Below are 19288 nucleotides of genomic sequence, written 5' to 3'. Positions count from 1 at the left end.
GTCAGCGCTGCTCTCCAACATGATCGCCGGCGCCGTGCATGCCATGCGGCACGGGGATGGCGCCACCCAGAAGATTCTTCAAATAGCCTTCTTTCTCTAGCGGCTTGAAGCGCCCGGTGTTTTCAACCGGATAACGGATCGGCTGGCCAGGACGCGCACTGTCCTGCACTTCGGAGTCCTTGACCATAGCCACGCCATTGACAAGCACATAGGGGATGCCGGTCGAGGGTAGGCCGTTCGTGCCAAGCTTGTAGCCGGCGTTGTCCGTGACAGTTTCCGGATTGAAGATGGTGATGTCGGCAGCCATGCCTTCTTGCAGGCGGCCGCGCACTTTCATCGCCTCGATGCCTGCGTCGCCCAGATGCTTTGCCGACCAGTAGCTGTTCTGCGCGAGAACCTGCATCAGCGGCACGTCGAGTTCGCGCGCCAACCGTAGGGTCTTGGCGTGCGTACCTGCGCTTCGCGGGTGTCCGTTATAGGCCTCAAACGGATCGTTCCAACCGAGCCTGTTTCCTGTCTCGTCGACCGGCGGCATCTGATCACCCGCGACCGTCATATGCGGAACCGACAGCCACATCGGTAGCCATTCCTCGCGCGCGGGGAGGCAAAGGATGATGATATAGGCCGGGTCCTCGGCGACGATCTTATCGTAGATCTCACGGTTCATTTTCTCGCTGGAGCGCGGATCGATGAGGTTTGTGTAGTCGAGATTCAGCGCGCCGATATTTTCAGGCTTGATGAACTCCGATCCGATGGTCGAGGACCCGCAGGTGTAAGGGTAATATTCCGACCAGACATTGTAGCCTTGCTTGCGCAGCAGCTGCAGATGCTCCTCCACCTCCCACCAGCCGGCATTGTTATTGTGGCTGAGAAGCAGCGGCTGGTTGAGCGCGACTCCATTGGCAATCTGCTCGAAAGCGCCGAGAGTGCCTTCGGTCGGCGGGGAGGTGTTGCCCAAGAGGCGGACATGGGACGCATAAAGGCGTCCGTAATTTGCTGCCACCCTCTGAACGTTGAACAGTTCGAGCGTTGTAACGCCCTTGTCCATATAGCCGGTCGTGGAGACGATACCGAGGGCACCTGCTTTTAGGTCCTCGTCCATGTTCGCCAGCATCTCGTTCAACTGTTCGAGCGAGGCCCGAGTCACGGCCCAGTCGGGCGTGTCGTTCTCCTTGTAGGACTCGTTGCGCAAGCGGCCAAAGTCATCGCCATGGGCCGGCTCCGAGATGTCTATCTTGTCGAGAACGCGCATGCGGTGAAACTCGTGCGAGACCCCGGCGCCGTAGTTGACGGGCCATTTCCCGTCGCGTTCGGCGTAGTAGCCATCGACATTGATGACGCCCATTTCGAGATCGAGCGGCGTGGTGACGCCATCGCGCAAGCTCGCCTTCACGCCCCAGGGATTGCCGGCCCCATGATGATGTGTGTCGATGAAGCCGGGCGTCACAACGTGTCCCTTGGCATCGATGGTCTCCACGCCGGTGATCTCGTTCTCGGTCATCTGCGCGATCTTGCCGTCACGCACACAGACATTGCGCACCGCGTCGAACTTCGTCTCCGGATCCATCACCCGGCCGCCGAGGATCGCGACATCGCAATCCATGGCCACGGCGGCCATGGCGCCCGGTGTCGCAACTGCGATCGGCGACGCAAGCAAACTCGCAAAAGCGATGGTCTTAAAGGCGCGCATCCATGGTCTCCTCGCTTGGGGGTGGGAGGGCACGAAGTCCTCCCCGGGTCGACCCTGCGCCATATGGGGACACGCGCGGGATCAGTGGCCGTTTTGGGTAGGTCACGCGCGACTTGCCTGAGTCTCCGCGTGCTTGCGGTCTACATGACCTCCAGCGTGTTCTTATAGATTTTGCCGTTCTTCATGATGATGCGAATGGTCTCCGGGCTCTCAGGCGGTTCCGGCGCATCGAACCATTTGTCGGACGTGCCGAGGACTGACAGGTCTTCGAGCGGGTTTCCATCTACGACGAGAATATCCGCATACGCCCCTTCCTGGATCAAGCCGAGCGCGCCTTCGGGGTAGGGGTTCATGAATTCGCCCGACATCGCCGCGATCTCGCCACCGACAGAGGTCATCGATACCAGCGCGGCGTGGTTCCCGAAGAAGTCACCGTTCAAGTACTTCTCGTAAGCGATCTGCTTCTGGCAGGCGCTTATCGTGCCGACGCAGTCCGTGTGGTGACCTCGCTTCACCGGGCACTTCTTCATGTTGTCGACATAGCCAGAGAAAGCAGCGGTTGCCGACTTCGCCTTGCGCAGACTAGCCGGGACATCACGCACCGCTGGGATGTCGAAGAGGCCGGGCGCGAACGCCGTCAGATTGGTGGTGATATAGGCGCCCTTCTCCTTCATCAGTTCGCCGATCTCGCAGTCATACATGAAGCCATGCTCGATGGACTTCACGCCGGAATTGAGCGCGCGCAGGATCGATTCCTTCTTGTAGGAATGCGCCATGACGTAGCTGCCATACTGGTTGGCGATCTCAACGGCGGCCTCGATTTCGGGCACGGTGCGGCCTTCCATCTGCCAGGGATCGAACGCCGATACGACACCGCCGGACTGCATAACCTTCAGCTGGCTGGCGCCCATGCGGAAGTTATTGCGCGCGGCTTTCAAAACGGCATCGGTTCCGTCGACCTCTCGCGCCATGTTGAGGCGCGAAAAGTTCGACGAGGCGCCGAGCGGCGCGGTAAAGTTGGCGAAGTCCGCATGGCCGCCACGGCCACCGAGAAACGCGGCCGACGGATAAAGGCGCGGGCCGACGATCTTACCGGTATCGATGGCGCGCTGCAGCCCGGCATTGGCGCCGCCCGCGTCACGCACCGTGGTGAAGCCCTGCATCAGATACATCTCGGACTGCGCGGCGCCATGGATGGCGAGGTCCTCCCAGGTGCTGTTCGCCTCCATCGCCGGGAGCGTCGGGCCGGGCAGCATCAGATGCACGTGATTATCGATCAGCCCAGGCATCAACGTGCGTCCGCCGCCGTCGATCACGGTTGCATCGTCGCCCACCTCGATATTGCCCTTGGCGACTTTCGTAATGAGATTGCCTTCGATCAGCACGCTCATGCCTTCGGCGACCGCATCACTCTTACCGTCAAAGACATTGACGTCGGTGAACAGGATTTGAGGTTTGGCGTCGTCTTCGGCGGCGACCGCGGCGGTCAAGCCGGCAGGAAGAGTTATGGCGAGCACGAGACTAGCCAGTATGCATCTCTTAAACATTGTTTCTCCTAGGCGCGTATGGCTTTTTGATCTAGCTCCCGAGTCTACTCGAAGGTCCGCCCGACCCCTATCGGAATCAGCCGCAACCGGGGGCTGTCTATGGATAGCAAAGAACCTCGGGGGCCTTGCGGCTGGGCGGTGTATGTTTGAGTAGTTTTCTGCACCGTGCGTGTCTTGCAGGCCCGAACAGGCGTTCCCTCATAGGCTGCAGGGCTAAGTAAAAATTGAACAATGCCTATAACGTTGCGAGGGTTGCGCTCTGGCCCTAAATTCGTGCAAGCCAAGTTCAGCATACGGAAAGTGATCATGGGCCAAACGCCAACCGGCGCGGCCAGCAAGGCCGATCAATAAGGGCTTGGCTCCTACCCCGCCATTATTCGCGAGCCGCTGGTTGTCGTACGGATGCTTGCCAGTTCTGGCGTCGCGGAGAAGCCAGTAGCGATTGTCTTGCGCTTCTACAAGCCGCGCTCGTTTCGCGCGTGGGCAGCAGCGCCGGCAGGCGGTAGCGCAATCCATTCGCGTATGCCGAGGGAAGGCTACGTGGAAACGCGGCTTACTCCGCCAGCGGTCCGGGTACCAGCTCGCGATAGGCGCGCCAGCTGGCAAGGCCAAGCCAGGGGAAAACGATCGTCAGGGCGAGAAAGCCCGTCGCCGCGGTAGCCAGAGTCAGCGCGCCGAGGATGACGGCCCATAGAAGCATCGGCCAGAAGTTCTCGGTCACGGCCCGGACGCTTGTGGCGATGGCGGCAAAGACGCCGGTATGGCGATCAAGGAGCATCGGAGCAGCGACGACCACACAGCAATAGGTCAAGAACGCCATCAACCCGCCGGCCACCGTTCCTGTGATGAGCATCGTATTCCCGTCTGGCGTGTTGAGCGCGAAATTCACGAAGTCGTCGACGGTTCGGTGCAGCTGGTAGGTCGACAGGCCGTAGATGATCTGAGCGATCCGCCCCCAGAGAAGATAAATCATCAGCAGGAACAGACCGAGATAAGCGAGGTCGAGCCGGACGGCGTCGCGGACATAGAGCATCTCGCCAAGCGTCGGCTTCTGCCCAAGTTCGATTTGCCGTCCCGCCTCGTACAGACCCATCGCGATCATGGGGGCAACAAAAACGAAGCCGCAGGTCAACGCCAGGGCCCAGAACTCCGCGTCGGAGGAAACAAGCGCATAGGAAACCGCAAAGCTCACCAGCGCGAGGAGAAGGCCATAGGTCAAGCAGGGGAGGGGTGCTTTCCAGAGGTCCCGCCAGCCCCCGGCCAGCCACTGGAATGGCGCTTTCCAATCGACCTTGGCGATATCTGGTAGTCCGCCAGAGTTATCCATATTTGCCCTCCCAGTATTGGCCGCTGCGACCATCGCGCCGCCATAGTCTCTATTATAGGCGGGTACAGCCTTGCGGCACATCAATGGCGAGATGTTCACCCACCAGAAAATATAGGTTTTTGCTCTGGAGGTGCTTCTAGGAGGCTTCCGGCTGACAGCCGGCGCGCGCGTCAAAGCCGGGCCGCTTGGATGGCCCGTCCTTCGGCATGGCGGGTTCGGCCTTGGTCCTATTCGGCTTGGTTTTTGCGAGCACCCGCTGCATCTGCATAGGAAGATAGGACTCGGCGCGATTGAGTTGGTCATCAAGCCCCGCGTTCCGCCGGCGCAGAAGCCGGGCCCAGGCGGCGATGGTGGGGCTGCTGGCAACAAGCAGGGTGAGCCCGATGACCATCAAGATGAGACCCCTGGGGATCGGCAACCACACCGTGGCGAGACCCGCGATCATCCAAACTGCACCAGCGATTTTCGTAATGATATTGCTCAGGCTAGAGCCATTCCTGCCGCGCATCCATCCTACGCAGTGAAGCTGCGTGCCAGTTCTATGGCGCCAACGTGCTTCGAGTGCGTCCGGAACTCGACATTCCGAGGGTCACGGCGATGTCTGGGGGAAAACCGCCTTCGCTCCGTGCACGAACAGTGCGCGCAGCTTGTCCCAAAAGGCTCCGCCGAGAATGAACAGCCCAATAAGCAGAACGAGATCGCCGCCTAGCGCAAACCAAAGTTCGTTGCCCTCGAAGAACGGGATCAGGCTTTTGGCGTAGGGCGAGACGAAGCCCAGAAGGAGTGGAAGGACGAAAAAGACGAGCCCGATCCGATACCGGGTGAGGCTCACCTCGGCAGGCGCGCCATAGCGCTTCAAGGCGCCAAACACCTTGCTCTTGATAAAGGTGTAGCCGCTTTTTCCCATGATCGCGGCGGCCGCGACGAGCAAGACCTCGGCGCCCACAAGGATGCCGGCCGAAAGAGAGGCAATCGTCGCGGTTGAGTAGCCCAAGACTCCCAGAAGCGGGATGGAGACGAACGGCCCGATCAGGCTCAATGCGAATAGGGCCACGCCTGCATAAAAGCGTACGCCCGCAACGAGTGCGGTCTCGGCACCGTTTTCCGCCTCAGCCATGTCTCCGTCGCCTCCTTTAAACGCAAGAGCTTAGCACGGCGGCGCGGGCACGATCGCGTGTTCACAATTCGTTCCAAACAGTGGATAGTGGTGATGAGTAGGAATCGCGCCGCGCTTTGACCCGGCTGAAGCCCCACTGTCACTGAAATGAAGTTCTCAGATTCGTTCTTGGATGAGGTCCGTGCCCGGCTCCCTGTGAGCCAGGTCGTGTCGCGCCGCGTGCAGCTAAAGCGGGCAGGGCGTGAATTCAAAGGGCTGTCTCCCTTCAACAAGGAGAAGACTCCATCCTTCACCGTGAACGATCAGAAGGGCTTCTATCACTGCTTCTCCTCGGGGCAGCACGGCGACATTTTCCGCTTCGTGATGGAAACCGAGGGTTTGAGCTTCCCCGAAGCGGTTGAGCGGCTGGCGGGCGAGGCGGGCCTGCCGATGCCGGCGCCCGATCCCCAGTATGAGCGCACGGTCAAGGAGCGGCTCGGGCTCATGGACACGCTCGAAGCGGCCGCCAAGCTGTTCGAGCAGGCCTTGCAGTCTGGCCCCGGGCGTGACGCGCTCGCCTACGCCGAAGGCCGGGGGCTTTCGCGGGATACGATCACCGAGTTCCGCATCGGCTTCGCTCCGGGGGGGCGCGATACGCTCAAAGCTGCACTTCTGAAGAAGGGCTTCACCGAGCCGCAGCTCCTGGACGCGGGCCTTGTCATCAAGCCCGACGATGGGCGGCCCACCTATGACCGCTTCCGCGACCGGCTGACGATCCCGATCCTCGACATCAAATCTCGGGTGATCGCCTTCGGCGCCCGCGCGCTGAGCCCCGACGTCCAGCCCAAATATCTGAACTCGCCTGAGACGCGGCTCTTCGACAAGGGCTCAACGGTGTTCAATTTCGCGCGTGCCCGCAGCTCCGCTTTCGACAAGGGCGAGCTGATCGTCACGGAAGGCTATATGGATGTGATCGCGCTCCACCAGGCCGGGTTCAAGAACGCGGTGGCGACACTCGGTACTGCCTTTACCGCGCGGCAGATGGAGCAGCTCTGGCAGCTCGCGCCCGAGCCCGTGATCTGCTTCGACGGCGACCGGGCGGGCGAGGCGGCGGCGGCGCGGGCCGTGGACCGCATGCTGCCCGTGCTGCGTGAAGGCCATTCCTTCCGCTACGCCTTCCTGCCCCAAGGCCAGGACCCGGACGACCTCGTGCGGAGCGCCGGACCCTCGGCATTCTCGGCCTATCTCAAGAACGCCATGCCGCTGATTGACATGGTCTGGCGGCGCGAGATGCGCGCCGGCGCCATCGACACGCCTGAGCGGCGCGCGGCGTTTGAGGTCCGGCTCGAGACGCTGCTGACCGAGATCGAGAACGTCCGGGTGCGCGAGCATTACCGCCGCGAGGTCAAGAACCGGCTGTTCGAGCTCTGGCGTCCACAGCAGCGCGAGCGTAAAGGGAGCAGGCCCGGCCAACAGTCAGGCCAACGGAATGGGGCGAAGCCCCTTCGCCACGAGGCGCTACCGCCGCCCACGGCTTACGGTTTCGGCGCCATCGTCACCCTGGCGCTCGTGAATCATCCGTGGCTTCTCGACCGGTTCGCCGAGGAGATCGCCAGCGTGGAGGTGCCGGACAAGAAGGTGTCCGCGCTGCTCGCCGCAGGCTCGCGGGCCATTTTCGATAACCCCTCGATCTCGCGCGATGCGTTGATCGCCTCCTTGCGCGATGGCCCGCACGGGCCGCTGCTGGACCGGCTGTTCTGGGAAAGCGCGTACACGCGGCTCGCCTTCCTGAAGCCTGAGGCACTTCCCGACGAGGTGGAAGACCAGTTCACCGATATCCTCTACCGCTGGCGGGCGCTCCCCACGCTCACCCGCGAGATCGCTGAGAACGCGGAAGGCCTCGCCGACATGTCCGAAGCGGACTTCGAGCGTTTCGCCGTCTTGCAGCAGGAGGTGGCGAGTGTGGGTCTCAAGCAAGACACCGACGACGCGGCCATGCGCGACGCCAAGCAGCGCTTTCAGGATACGCTCGCCCGCCTGAAGAAAAAGCCCCTGTCGAAGGGACGCCGCCGCGGAAGCGGCCGCTGAGCGCTCAAGTAAGCCGAAGGCCGGTAGCGCCCGAAAGAGCCGGCATGCGCGTCCGCTGGTAGGCTAAGACTGCAGTTCCGCCAGGAGCTGTTCGAGGATCGCCATCCCTGCGCCCCAGCCTTTGTCCAGATTGGCAATTGCGCCCGCAAAGCACGCAAGCTCGGCATCGGTGGCCTCAAAGGGGGTCCAAACAAGGCGCAGCTTCGTCTGCCCGCCCACTTCCTCGAAGGTCACGACCGCGTGCAGGACGCGCGGCCAATCGGGCATCATTAGATTTGGTGCGGCATTGAACTCTGCATCCGCAGTAGATTGCAGCCAGACCAAGCGGGCGGGGGGGTCGACTTCCTTATATTCGACGCGCTCGTATTTCGACGTGTCGCCCCACTTCATTTCGACAAGCCAGAGGCCACCAGGCGCCACATCGAGACAATGGATGACCGTCTCCACGTTGGGACCATACCAGCGCGCCACCAAGTCCGGTTCGGTCCAGGTACGCCAAACGAGGTGGCGCGGCGCATCGAAGACGCGCTCCAGCATATAGGTCGGTATATCACTCATTGTCGGATTCCCTCTTGGTTCGGCTCTGTTTCAAGTCTTGCGGCAAATTGTCGAGCTGATCGAAACTTCCGGCCCAGAACTGTTCGAACTCTTCGAGCCAGCGCACGGCCTCGGCCATGGGCGCGGCTTTGAGGCGCGCAGGCCTGCGCTGTCGGTCCACGGCACGTTCGATCAATCCGGCACGTTCGAGGACTTTGAGGTGTTTCGAAATCGCCGGCTGGCTCATGGCGAACGGTGCACGCAGTTCGTTCACCGACGCGTCCCCCGCAGCCAGCTGCGAGAGGATCGCGCGGCGGGTGGGGTCCGCGAGCGCGGCGAAAACGGCATCCAGTTCGTTGTGGTACGCAGCCCGTTTCATAACCAGTTAGTTATATTAGCGCGGCGACGGCGTCAACGCGGTCGTGGGGAGGTTGAACGAGGACGCCACCGGCCACAGTTTCGCGAGCCGCGAAAAAACCAGCCGGGTGCGCGGTTTGCGGTCTTGACAGGGCGCGCGCCGCTCGCCAAGTCATCCCCATACTTCAGATGTTAGATGCTTGTGAGCGCGCGTTCTTTGCGCCGTGCCCGCGTCTTTGAGAAATTCCCGGTTTTCCGGGTAAAAACCGGGGAAATTCCCGGGATTGAGGGTTTCCGGGCGGAAAAAGCCGCTCGCAAATGGCGCATGCTTAATTGACGATTAAGGATGAGCCCGTTAATCGCTTCTGGTCCGGCCGGAGGGTTGGGCGGAACCAGACACAACTGAAAAGGCTTTAGCCTTCGACAGGCATGGCTGAAGCAGACGAGAGCCGAGGCGCATCCCGCGCTTCCCGTCGACATATTGGCGCCCCCATTTCGCGCGCGCCACGGAGTGACACGAATGGCCACAAAGACCGCCCAAGCCGAAGAGCAAGAGACCGAGACCCCGTCCCAGGACGGACCGGTCCTTGACATGTCCGACGCCGCCGTCAAGAAACTTATCAAGACGGCGAAGCAGCGCGGCTTTGTAACCTATGACGAGCTGAACGAAGTGCTGCCCTCCGAAGAGGTGTCGTCCGAGCAAATCGAGGACACGATGTCCATGCTCTCCGACATGGGCATCAATGTGATCGACTCAGAAGATGCTGAGGAAGGCGAGAACACGGAAGGCGAGGGCGGCAAGGCCGTCGTCGCACAGTCCGCCGTGGCCAAGCCCGAGACCACCACGCGCGAGCCCGCCGAACGCACGGACGATCCGGTCCGCATGTATTTGCGCGAGATGGGCTCGGTGGAGCTTCTGTCCCGCGAGGGCGAAATCGCCATCGCCAAGCGCATCGAGGCCGGCCGCGAAGCGATGATCGCGGGGCTCTGCGAAAGCCCGCTCACCTTCCAGGCTATCATTATCTGGCGCGACGAGCTGAACGAAGGCAAGATTCTGCTCCGCGACATCATTGACCTCGAAGCCACCTATCAGGGCCCTGACGCCAAGCAGGTGCCCTCTCAGCCGCTGCCGGGCGAAGAGCCCGAGGCGGAAGAGGGCAAGGCCGACGGCGCGGAGGACGGCGTGTCCAAGGCCAACGGCAAGGACGATGATGAGGACAAGGACGGCGAGGATGAAGAGGCCTCGAACGAGGACGATGACGACGACGATATGGAGAACTCGCTCTCGCTTGCGGCCATGGAAGCCGAGCTGAAGCCGCAGGTTCTCGAAACCTTCGACCTCGTCGCCAGCAACTACAAGAAGCTCCGCAGGCTCCAGGACCAGCAGGTCGAGAAGGCGCTGAAGAACGAAGACCTCTCCACGAGCCAGCATCGCCGCTACAAGCAGCTGAAGGACGAGATCGTCGTCGAGGTGAAATCCCTCCAGCTAAATGCCAACCGCATCGAGACCCTGGTCGAGACGCTTTACCTCATCAACAAGAAGCTCATGGGCTATGAGGGCCGTCTGCTCCGCCTCGCCGAAGGCTATGGCGTGAAGCGCGAGGACTTCATCTCCGAGTATCAGGGCAACGAGCTCGACCCCAACTGGCTGCGGCGCGTGGGCCGCCTGAAGAAAAAGGGCTGGGCCGATTTCATTCGCGACGAGCGCGGGCTCGTGAAGGAGCTGCGATCGGAAATCCACCAGCTTGCCACCGAGACCGGCCTGCAGATCGCCGAGTTCCGCCGCATCGTTTCCATCGTGCAGAAGGGCGAGCGCGAAGCGCGCCAGGCCAAGAAGGAGATGGTGGAGGCAAACCTGCGCCTCGTGATCTCCATCGCCAAGAAATACACCAATCGCGGTCTGCAATTCCTAGATCTCATCCAGGAAGGCAATATCGGCCTGATGAAGGCCGTCGATAAGTTCGAATACCGCCGCGGCTACAAGTTCTCGACCTATGCCACCTGGTGGATCCGCCAGGCGATCACCCGCTCGATCGCGGACCAGGCGCGCACCATCCGCATCCCTGTGCACATGATCGAGACCATCAACAAGATCGTGCGCACGTCCCGCCAGATGCTCCATGAGATCGGCCGCGAGCCGACGCCTGAAGAGCTGGCTGAGAAGCTGGCCATGCCGCTGGAGAAGGTGCGCAAGGTCCTCAAGATCGCCAAGGAGCCCATCAGCCTCGAGACGCCCATCGGCGACGAGGAAGATTCCTATCTCGGCGACTTCATCGAGGACAAGAACGCGGTGCTCCCGATCGACGCCGCGATCCAGTCCAACCTGCGCGAGACCACCACGCGCGTACTGGCCTCACTGACGCCGCGCGAAGAGCGCGTGCTGCGCATGCGCTTCGGCATCGGCATGAACACCGATCACACACTCGAAGAAGTCGGCCAGCAGTTCTCAGTGACCCGCGAACGCATCCGCCAAATCGAGGCCAAGGCGCTCAGGAAACTGAAGCACCCGAGCCGCTCGCGGAAGCTGCGGAGCTTCCTGGATAATTAGGCGCTTCGCACCTTTATCGGATTTTCGACTTCATGCCCGGCCTTGTGCCGGGCATTTTCGTTTCGACTGGCGCACCTCAAGCAGCGCGAAGCGTGTTAGCGCAAATCAAGACCTCCCCGAGTAGCGGTAGGTGCGGGCATGCACTAACCTATGCCAAACAGGGGAGGGTGCGCGTGACCGGACTGGAACTTCTTAACGCGCTACCGATCTGGATGCTCGCCGCCTTCTTTATCGGCGTGTGCGTGGTCTTCAGCGTCGGGCTTCAGCTTCTGGTCCGCTGGATTTTCGGCGTCGAGTTCATCGTCTCGAACCAAGAGGTCGCCGGTTTCAAATATGCCGTGGTGGGCGTCGCCTATGCGGTGCTCTTGGCCTTTGTCGTTGTCAGCGTCTGGGAAGATTTCGACGAGACCCAGCAGAACATCCATGCGGAGGCCGGCCGCTTCTACGACGTCTTCCGCAACAGCTACGACTTTCCCAAGGAAGACGGGGCGAAAATTCGCGCCGCGATCCAGACCTACGCTATCGCCGTGCGCGAGAAGGACTGGCCGGCGATGCGGCAAGGGGTCCGGGGTAGCGAGGCGGCCGCCGATGCCTATACCAAGCTCAGCTGGACCGTCGGACAAATCGGGGCGATGCAGATCGGTTCGCTGCCGAGCCGCGAACATGCCATCAGCCTGATGCAGGACGTGGCCGATTACCGGATCTGGCGGCTCTCCGATGTGGGCGGGAAAATGACCCGGCTGGTCTGGGCCGTGCTGATCCTCGGCGGTATCATCACGCTCGCCTATCCCGCCTTCTTCGCCACGCGGCAAATCGGTCCCCAAGTGTTGATGACCGCGGGGCTCGCCATCATCGTTGGCGCGACGTTTCTTCTGGCCGTCAATCTGAACAACCCCTTCTCGGGCCCCGAGCCTGTGAGCGCCGAGGCCATCGACGCTGTCATCGCGCGCATGCACAAAGAGACCGAAGCCGGCGGGTCTTAATGGTGCCGTGGCGCCGAGCTCCCGCGCCACCCATGCTGCGGCGCGTCTTGAACAGTCGTCTTGAGCCGTCGGTCTTGGACGTTCCTGGACAAGCCACCGATCGCATCGCATCCTTGAGGGAGAAAGGATTAACGCGATGTTTGAAGATCCGCTCTTTTGGCTGTTGGTCGCCCCGGGCGTGTTGCTTGGTTTGTATGCGCAAGCGCGCATCAAGGCGAACGTCACCAAATACGCGCAAGTACCCACGCCGCGCGGTGTCACGGGTGCGGAAGTCGCCCGCCGCCTGCTCGATGCGCAAGGCCTGCAGGACGTACACGTCGAACCCACCGAGGGCGTGCTCTCTGATCATTACGACCCGCGCACCAAGGTCCTGCGGCTCAGCCAGCAGATCTATTATACGCCGTCCGTCGCCGCCGCCGGCATCGCCGCCCATGAGACGGGCCACGCTCTTCAGGATGCGGAGGATTACTTCCCTATGGAGGCGCGCACCTACATCGTGCCTGTGGTGCAGCTCGCATCCCAAGTCGCACCCTGGGCGTTCGTCGCAGGGCTGATGCTGAACATGAACGCGCTAACCTGGATCGGCGTGATCCTTTTCGGCTCGTCCTTCTTCTTCGCGCTGCTGACATTGCCGGTGGAGTTCGATGCGAGCTCGCGGGCGAAAAAGCTGCTCGTCAACCACGGCATCATCGGCGAAGACCAGATTGAAGGCGTCGACAAGGTGCTGGACGCGGCGGCCTGGACATACGTGGCCGCGGCCGTCTCCGCGGTCGGAGTCTGGCTGTTTTACGTGTTAATGATGCTCGGCCGCGGCCGGAGCGCCTCTGCGTCTTCCCGGTGAGGCCGCTTCGCGGCTCAGCGTGGTCCTGAACGGCACGGCCGCGCTCATCGACGAATTCATCTAACCAATGCGCGCACCGAACGCGCGGCTGCCGGGGAGTAGTGGGACGCTTCGTGTCTGTTGAAGTTCGCAGCCGTTCGGGCGTCGCCAGTTGAGGCATGTCCCCAATGGGTTGCCGGAACACGTCCGGCAATGACGACAGAAAGCAGAGTTTCGGGGTTTTTTTGCGCTACCGCGCTTCGCGCTACTTGAGCGCGATTTGCAAATCCGCTTCCGACACGATTAGGCTGGCGTCATGGGGGTCGCGGCGGACGTATAGGTCGAGGCTCTGTGCGAGCTGGAGCATGGGCCCGTTCTCTGCGTGGATCGCGCCCCAGATTTGGGTGTAGCCCATCTCCTTAGCGGCGGCGAAGACGAGCGCGAGCGCCTTATGGGCGAGGCCGATCCCTTCCGCCTCGGGACGGAGCGTCACGGAGTATTCGGCGGTTCTGCCGTCCTTGGCGCCGGTGATGCGCGCGCCACCCAAGATCTCGCCTTTGAGCGTCCCGTCGCCCTCCAGCACGATGCATAGGTCGCGCTCCGGGTCCGGCTTGCAGAAGTCCTGCGCCATGTCTTCGGAGAGATGGGGCAGGTGGTGGAGCATGCGGAACCATCTTCCCCGCTCCGTCATGGCGTCGTAGCAGCGCATGAGCCTGCCCGCGTCGGCCTCGTTGATCAGGCGCGCGAGATGGGGGTGGCCGTCCTTGCCGGCGATGGTCACCGCCCGGGCGTTGAGCTGGTCCCGCAAGGGGAAGATGGGTGCTGACTGGCCCATGGTGCTGTCGTTTGACCTGCTTGTTGATCGTTAAGCGTCCGGCCGACCTTGGCGCCTCGTCCCTTTTTCTAGAGCCGTCGATTCGCTCGGCTTTTGCGTCAAAAGATAGGCATAGCTTGCGCAAAAGGCATGGCGGGATGGTGAAGTTTTTGGGGCGGGGCAAGCGGCCTTTCGCCACACGCCCGCGCTCAAGTAGGCCGAAGGCCGGTAGCGCAAACAAAAATGTGAGACGCCGCCCCGATGCGGCCACGGCGATGCGTGATAAAGTGCGCATCATGAGCGATGCGATGATTCACGACCCTGCAGGAAGCCCGCAACCTGAGCCCGGCGCGCTGGATACGGACGCTTGCGTGTCCGGTCAGATTGCCGATGCGATCATCGCTTCGGGGCTGACGGATCGGCCTGTCGCCGACTTGATCCAGACGGTTATGGGGCGGCTGGTGGCGGCGGGCGTGCCCTTGTCGCGGATGATGGTAGGCTTTCGCATTCTGCATCCGCTCTTCGACGGCATGACCATCGCCTGGACGGACGAGCACGGCGTGGAGGTCGAGTACTTCCAGGCCCTGTCCGAGGACAATCCGGATTTCACGATGAGCCCGTTCTACTGGATGATCAAAGAGAACGTGCAGGAGCTGCCTTTACGGCTCGATCGGGATGCGCAGGTCGACAAGTTCCCGCTGCTGCAGCGCCTGCGCGACGAAGGCTTCATCGGTTACTACGCCCGCGTGGTCTCCTTCGGGGAGGGGCGGATGGAGGTCGGCACCACCGATGGGTTGGCGCTGTCCTGGTCGACCAAATCGCCGTCGGGGTTCTCGGCGCGCGATATCTCCATCATGCAGCAGATCCTGGCGCCGCTGTCTTTGGCGCTGCGGGTGATGATCAAGGACCAGATCGCCAAGAACACGCTCAATGCGTTTCATGGGCCGCTAGTCGGCGAGCGCATCCTGTCTGGCACGATCAAGCGCGGCGATGGCGAGCGGCTTGCCGCCGCGCTGTGGTACAGCGATTTGCGGAACTCGACAGGGCTGGCGGACTCGCTCTCGGTGGAAGGCTTCCTCGAACTGCTGAATGTCTATTTCGATTGCGCGGCGGGCGCCGTCATCGAGGAGGGCGGTCAGGTCCTCGATATCGTGGGCGACGCCATCCTCGCCTTCTTCCCCGCCAATACGGCCGGCGAAGAGGCGGCCGCCACCTCGGCCTTGCAGGCGGCGCTCAAGGCGCAGGAGCGGTTGGCCGCGGCCAAGGCGGAGGCGTGCAAATGCGCCGTGAAGATCAATTTCGGCGTCGGCGTGCATTTCGGCGACGTGGTGTTCGGCAATGCGGGCACGCGCGAGCGCTTGAAATTCGGCGTCATCGGCCGGGCCGTCAACGAGGTCGCCCGGACCCAGGACATGTCGAAGCTGCTGGGCCAGCCCATCGTGGCGACGGACCAGGTGGTGCGGCTGGCGAGCCCGGAGTCCGGCCTGCGGCTGAACGATATGGGCCTGCACGATTTGCGGGGAATCCCCATGGCGAAGCGGCTCTGGGCGCTGCGGCAGAATGTCGAGATTGTGCCCGCTAACGGCCAGTGAGCGCGGCGATTTTCGCCAGGTTGTCAGATTCCGCGGGTAGAAAACCGCAGATTCGAGCGGTTGTTGCGTTGCAACACTTCAGCACTTACTCTATATCCCCAGGCAAGAGCGATAGGCCCACGATCGGGTCTGCTTGGGATTCATGTAGGAATCTTGGGGCGAGCACGTGTTCCTGACCATGTTGAAGGCCAAGCTGCACCGGGCCACGGTGACCGGCGCCGATATGCATTACGAAGGCTCGATCGGTATCGATCGGGACTTGCTGGATGCGTCCGGCATCTTGCCCCATGAGCAGGTCGACGTGCTGAATATCAACACGGGCGCGCGCTTCACCACCTATGCCATTGAGGCGCCACGCGGCTCATCCGAAATCGCCGTGAACGGCGCCGCGGCCCGTCTCGTCCAGAAGGGCGACATGGTCATCATCGTCGCCTATTGCCAGATCCCGGCCGAAGAGGCGCGCAACTACCACCCGACCGTGGTGTTGCTGGGCGAGGGCAACGAGATCGTCTCGACGTCTTAGCCGCCGCGGCTTTAAGCGCCTACAATCCAAATGGATAAGTGTCGTCGGGCCCATGGGGATGGGCTTGCGGCTCAGCCGAGACCGCCTCGGTCTGCGTGAACCAGATCCACGCATCGAACTGCTTCGAGAGTTCGGCTTGGAAATAGTGTGACAGCAGTTCCGTCTCCGGCCGGTAGATTACCCCAATAGCCCGTTCCAGCATGGGTTCGGCAAGCGCCTCGCGGACGCTGTCCTTCTGCTCCGGGCCCACCTCCAGAAGAAACGCGTCGATTCCGGCGTCACGCGCGCGTCCCTCATACGAGTCGTTGCGGGCAGGCCGCACACGCTTGATCTCCATGGGCTCGTCCCAGTTAGAGGCGGCGGCAACAGTGCCGCAATCGGTACCGAAACCGATCAGCGTGCAATCGTCGCCGAAACGCGCGCGGGCCAACTGGCCGATATTCAATTCGCCGCGGACTTGGCCCATTTCGGTGAACTTCGCATCACCGATATGGGAATTATGAGCCCAGACCACGGCCTTGGAGTCCGGGCCGCGATGCTCGAGCACGCGCTCCAGCGTATCGAACATGTGTTGATCGCGCAGGTTCCACGAACGCGCGCTGCCATAATACATCATGCGATAATATTGCTCGGCCGCCACCACGATGCGAGCATTTTGCTCCGCGTTGAAGAAGGCGTTGCCGTCCCGGGCAAGGTAACCGAGACGTTGCTTCAACATATCGACCAGCGTGTCGGTGACGGGCTTCTCGCATACGGCATAGCCGCGCGAGAGAGCCATTCGGCCGTAGCGCGCCGGGTCCGACCGGAACGGTGCAAGGCAGCCATAGCGTTCGCGTGCAACGCGTGCCGTTTGGGGATCGACGTCGTCGAGATAGCCGAGCACGGCGCTGATCGATGTCGCCAGACTGTAGACATCGAGCCCGTAAAAGCCCGCGCGCCGGTCGGGGTCGGAAATAGTCTCGTTGATTGCCTTCAGCCGTCTGAGGAAATCGTTGACCTGCCCGTTCCGCCACATCCAGGCGGGGAAGCGGGTAAAGGCCCCGGCCGGAACTTCGGGCCCGGGTAGGTCCCGTACGAAGGAATCGTAGACCGATGCATCGGGCCAATCCGCCTCCACCGCGACGACATTGAAACCGTGTCGTGCAACAAGCATCTCCGTGATCCGCGCGCGCGCGTCGTAAAACTCGGCGGTGCCATGCGTCGCCTCACCGAGAAGCACGACCCGGTGATGAGCGAAGCGTTCCGTGAGTGCGGTGAGTTCTGTGAGGTCGCCAAACGGCTCGGCGGCGCTGGCCATCACGTGGCTCAGGCTCGTGCGCAGACCGTCGGCCCGCGTTGAGGGGATCTGCAGGCCATTGGCAAAGCCCGACGTTTCCGCGTCGACGTTGGTCTCCGCCTTCGCCTGCTCCGGGACGCCCCAGCCCTCTTCTCCAATCAGCGGCACGAAGGTCACGCCGCCATGATCCTCTTGCTCGAATGTGGCCTCGCCCGTGCGGCGTACGCGCACCAAGGTTTGCTGTAGGTCTCGGCCTACGGGAATGACGAGGCGCCCGCCGATTGCGAGCTGCTGTTTCAAGGCCTCTGGAACCTTCGGGCCGCCCGCCGACACGACAATGGCGTCGAAGGGCGCCTCATCGGGCCATCCCTTGGTGCCGTCGCCACATATGATTTCCAAATTGTGGTAGCCGAGCCGCGCTTCTCGTTCCCGTGCCAGGTTTGCGAGTTCCTCATGGCGCTCGATCGCATAGACGGACGAGGCGATACGGCTCATCACGGCGGCGGCGTAACCGGAGCCTGCACCCACCTCAAGCACGATGTCCCCGGGACGGATTTCGGCTAGCTCGATCATTCGGGCGACAATATAGGGCTGCGAAATGGTTTGCCCGGCCGCGATGGGCAGCGGCGAGTCCTCATAGGCAAACTCGGACAGGGGTTCTGATATGAAGGCTTCACGCGGGACCTGCGCCATCGCCGCGAGCACGTGGGCGTCCACGATTCCACGGGCCTCAAGATGGCGGTTGACCATCAAGGCACGATCGTGGGCATGGATATCTTCATCGCCCGTTGATCTTCCGAGAGCGGACATCATTGGAAGATAGACTACACGAGTCCGCCGGATCCGGCCTTGATTTTGATCAGGGAAAGGCCGCGAGCGCTGGGCGCCTCAAGAAGTGAGCAGGTCCAAGTCGGCCCTATCTCAGCTCCCACGTGACCCGAATTTTGGCTTCCACCGACAGCGTACCGCCCTCGACCGGGACGGGGCTTGCTTCGGCCATCATGGGCGCAGCCCGCCCCCTGTAGGGTCGCGGGGTGAAGCCGTTGTCCTCGGCGATGGTCATGACGGGGCCGAGTTCGATGCCGGCCGCGTCCGCATAAAGCTTAGCATTGTCGATGGCGTTCCGCATGGCGAGCTTTCGGGCCTCGTCCTTCAGCTTTTCGGGCTTCGCGATGCCAAAGCTGATCGAGCCGATCTGGTTTGCGCCTGCCGCCACCACCTTGTCCAACACGTCACCAAGCTTCTTGGTATCGCGCACGATGATGTGGACCTTGTTGCTGACCCGGTAACCTGTGACGAACGCGGCCTGCCCATTTTTTTTCTGCTCATAGACCGGCGATACGTTGAAGTCTGTCGTCTGGATGTCCTTCGGCTCGATACCGGTCTCTTTCAGCGTGCCGACGACCTCGGTCATTGCGTTCGTGTTCTTCGACAGGGCGTCTTGCGCGGTTTGGCCTTCTGAGGTCACGCCGGTCGTAATGCTGGCCATGTCGGGCGCAGCCTTCACCATGCCAGAGGCCGACAGCGAGATGGACCGTTTGGCAGGCGCCGCTGTGGCCGACATGGGAGCAGAAGCCGCCAGAATGGCGAGCGCAGGTACGACGAACCTTAGAGAGGCGGCGAGAGTCATAGGGATCTCCGGACTTTTCGGGTTGGTTCTCGAATTTGGGCCTTATAAAGAATCTGCTATGAGGCGGAATTGTGAGATGGGGCAGAAAGCTCTACAAGGCGAGGCTCCGTCATCCGCGACTCGTTTGCTGCGGATTGTCACTTCTGGATTATCATGCGGCATTCGCGCATTGGGGGCCCGTAGCTCAATTGGTTAGAGCCGACGGCTCATAACCGTCTGGTTGGAGGTTCGAGCCCTCCCGGGCCCACCATTTCCGAAAAAAAGGCTTTGTTTTTATTGCTTTTTCCGCTCTGAATCCCGCACGGGATGGGAAGGTGCGTCCTTGTCGTAGATTTTGCCCGACGCATTAGCGAACTCATCGGACAGCGCCGCGCGGACCAGGATGTCTGCGCCGATGCGGATGTCGCTGCCTTCGATGCCGTAGGCATCTTTCACCATACTGGTGGCAAGCAATGAAGCC

16 protein-coding genes, 1 tRNA gene and 1 pseudogene are annotated in these 19288 nt (G+C 61.9%); 7 read left to right on the top strand and 11 right to left on the bottom strand.

Annotated elements, in window-relative coordinates; genetic code table 11:
* Nucleotide 1 precedes the first annotated feature (1 nt).
* The 5 genes from WBQ77_RS07875 to WBQ77_RS07855 form a co-directional block, all read right to left on the bottom strand.
* Nucleotides 2-1690, bottom strand: coding sequence for a hypothetical protein (locus WBQ77_RS07875; protein ID WP_424059693.1), 1689 nt, complete (start codon nt 1688-1690; stop codon nt 2-4).
* 140 nt (nt 1691-1830) lie between these two features.
* Nucleotides 1831-3237 carry an amidohydrolase family protein gene (locus tag WBQ77_RS07870; protein WP_424043557.1) on the bottom strand — a complete coding sequence of 469 codons (1407 nt, stop codon included), beginning with the start codon at nt 3235-3237 and terminating at the stop codon, nt 1831-1833.
* 553 nt (nt 3238-3790) lie between these two features.
* On the bottom strand, nt 3791-4564 hold the full coding sequence (locus tag WBQ77_RS07865; RefSeq protein WP_424043559.1) for a DUF2189 domain-containing protein: 774 nt from the start codon (nt 4562-4564) through the stop codon (nt 3791-3793).
* A 136-nt stretch (nt 4565-4700) separates the two neighbouring features.
* Entirely contained in the window at nt 4701-5009 is a 309-nt protein-coding gene (locus WBQ77_RS07860; RefSeq protein WP_424059691.1) for a hypothetical protein, read from the bottom strand.
* Between the two features lie 144 nt (nt 5010-5153).
* Nucleotides 5154-5681 carry a transporter suffix domain-containing protein gene (locus WBQ77_RS07855; protein WP_424043563.1) on the bottom strand — a complete coding sequence of 176 codons (528 nt, stop codon included), beginning with the start codon at nt 5679-5681 and terminating at the stop codon, nt 5154-5156.
* Nucleotides 5682-5828: 147 nt separating this feature from the next.
* Here WBQ77_RS07855 and dnaG point away from each other — a divergent pair, with 147 nt between their 5' ends.
* Nucleotides 5829-7748, top strand: coding sequence for a DNA primase (gene dnaG, locus WBQ77_RS07850; protein ID WP_424043565.1), 1920 nt, complete (start codon nt 5829-5831; stop codon nt 7746-7748).
* 63 nt (nt 7749-7811) lie between these two features.
* Here dnaG and WBQ77_RS07845 read toward each other — a convergent pair whose 3' ends face one another.
* A complete protein-coding gene (locus WBQ77_RS07845; RefSeq protein ID WP_424043566.1) occupies nt 7812-8306 on the bottom strand; it encodes an SRPBCC family protein in 495 nt (164 codons plus the stop codon).
* Nucleotides 8299-8664 carry an ArsR/SmtB family transcription factor gene (locus WBQ77_RS07840; protein WP_424043568.1) on the bottom strand — a complete coding sequence of 122 codons (366 nt, stop codon included), beginning with the start codon at nt 8662-8664 and terminating at the stop codon, nt 8299-8301. The genes WBQ77_RS07845 and WBQ77_RS07840 overlap by 8 nt, the downstream gene beginning before the upstream one ends.
* A 498-nt stretch (nt 8665-9162) precedes the next feature.
* On the opposite strand from WBQ77_RS07840, the gene rpoD reads away from it, so the two are divergent.
* The 3 genes from rpoD to WBQ77_RS07825 all read left to right on the top strand — a co-directional run bounded on the left by rpoD (nt 9163) and on the right by WBQ77_RS07825 (nt 13014).
* A complete protein-coding gene (gene rpoD / locus WBQ77_RS07835) occupies nt 9163-11190 on the top strand; it encodes an RNA polymerase sigma factor RpoD (RefSeq protein WP_424043571.1) in 2028 nt (675 codons plus the stop codon).
* 173 nt (nt 11191-11363) lie between these two features.
* A complete protein-coding gene (locus WBQ77_RS07830) occupies nt 11364-12173 on the top strand; it encodes a DUF4239 domain-containing protein (protein ID WP_424043573.1) in 810 nt (269 codons plus the stop codon).
* Between the two features lie 136 nt (nt 12174-12309).
* Nucleotides 12310-13014: a zinc metallopeptidase gene (locus tag WBQ77_RS07825; RefSeq protein ID WP_424043327.1), complete on the top strand. Its 705-nt coding sequence runs from the start codon at nt 12310-12312 to the stop codon at nt 13012-13014.
* Between the two features lie 244 nt (nt 13015-13258).
* On the opposite strand, the gene WBQ77_RS07820 is transcribed toward WBQ77_RS07825, so the two are convergent.
* Nucleotides 13259-13828: an N-acetyltransferase family protein gene (locus WBQ77_RS07820; RefSeq protein WP_424059689.1), complete on the bottom strand. Its 570-nt coding sequence runs from the start codon at nt 13826-13828 to the stop codon at nt 13259-13261.
* 254 nt (nt 13829-14082) lie between these two features.
* Here WBQ77_RS07820 and WBQ77_RS07815 point away from each other — a divergent pair, with 254 nt between their 5' ends.
* Nucleotides 14083-15399, top strand: a complete 1317-nt coding sequence (locus tag WBQ77_RS07815) for an adenylate/guanylate cyclase domain-containing protein (RefSeq protein ID WP_424059687.1) — start codon at nt 14083-14085, stop codon at nt 15397-15399.
* A gap of 166 nt (nt 15400-15565) precedes the next feature.
* Nucleotides 15566-15922, top strand: coding sequence for an aspartate 1-decarboxylase (gene panD / locus WBQ77_RS07810; RefSeq protein WP_424043324.1), 357 nt, complete (start codon nt 15566-15568; stop codon nt 15920-15922).
* Nucleotides 15923-15941: 19 nt separating this feature from the next.
* Here the strand turns inward: panD and WBQ77_RS07805 are convergent, their stop codons facing one another.
* Complete coding sequence (locus tag WBQ77_RS07805) at nt 15942-18008, bottom strand: protein-L-isoaspartate(D-aspartate) O-methyltransferase (protein WP_424059704.1); 2067 nt, start codon at nt 18006-18008, stop codon at nt 15942-15944.
* A gap of 106 nt (nt 18009-18114) precedes the next feature.
* A complete protein-coding gene (locus WBQ77_RS07800) occupies nt 18115-18828 on the bottom strand; it encodes an SIMPL domain-containing protein (RefSeq protein WP_424059685.1) in 714 nt (237 codons plus the stop codon).
* A gap of 173 nt (nt 18829-19001) precedes the next feature.
* Between WBQ77_RS07800 and WBQ77_RS07795 the strand changes: the two genes are divergently transcribed.
* A tRNA-Ile gene (locus WBQ77_RS07795) sits at nt 19002-19078 on the top strand.
* A 23-nt stretch (nt 19079-19101) separates the two neighbouring features.
* Here WBQ77_RS07795 and WBQ77_RS07790 read toward each other — a convergent pair.
* A pseudogene (locus WBQ77_RS07790) lies at nt 19102-19288 on the bottom strand (hypothetical protein); the annotation flags it as partial.

Origin of the sequence: Methyloceanibacter sp. (assembly GCF_049590335.1) — a bacterium.
Lineage (GTDB): Bacteria > Pseudomonadota > Alphaproteobacteria > Rhizobiales > Methyloligellaceae > Methyloceanibacter.
This window is presented reverse-complemented; position numbering and strand designations above follow the sequence as displayed.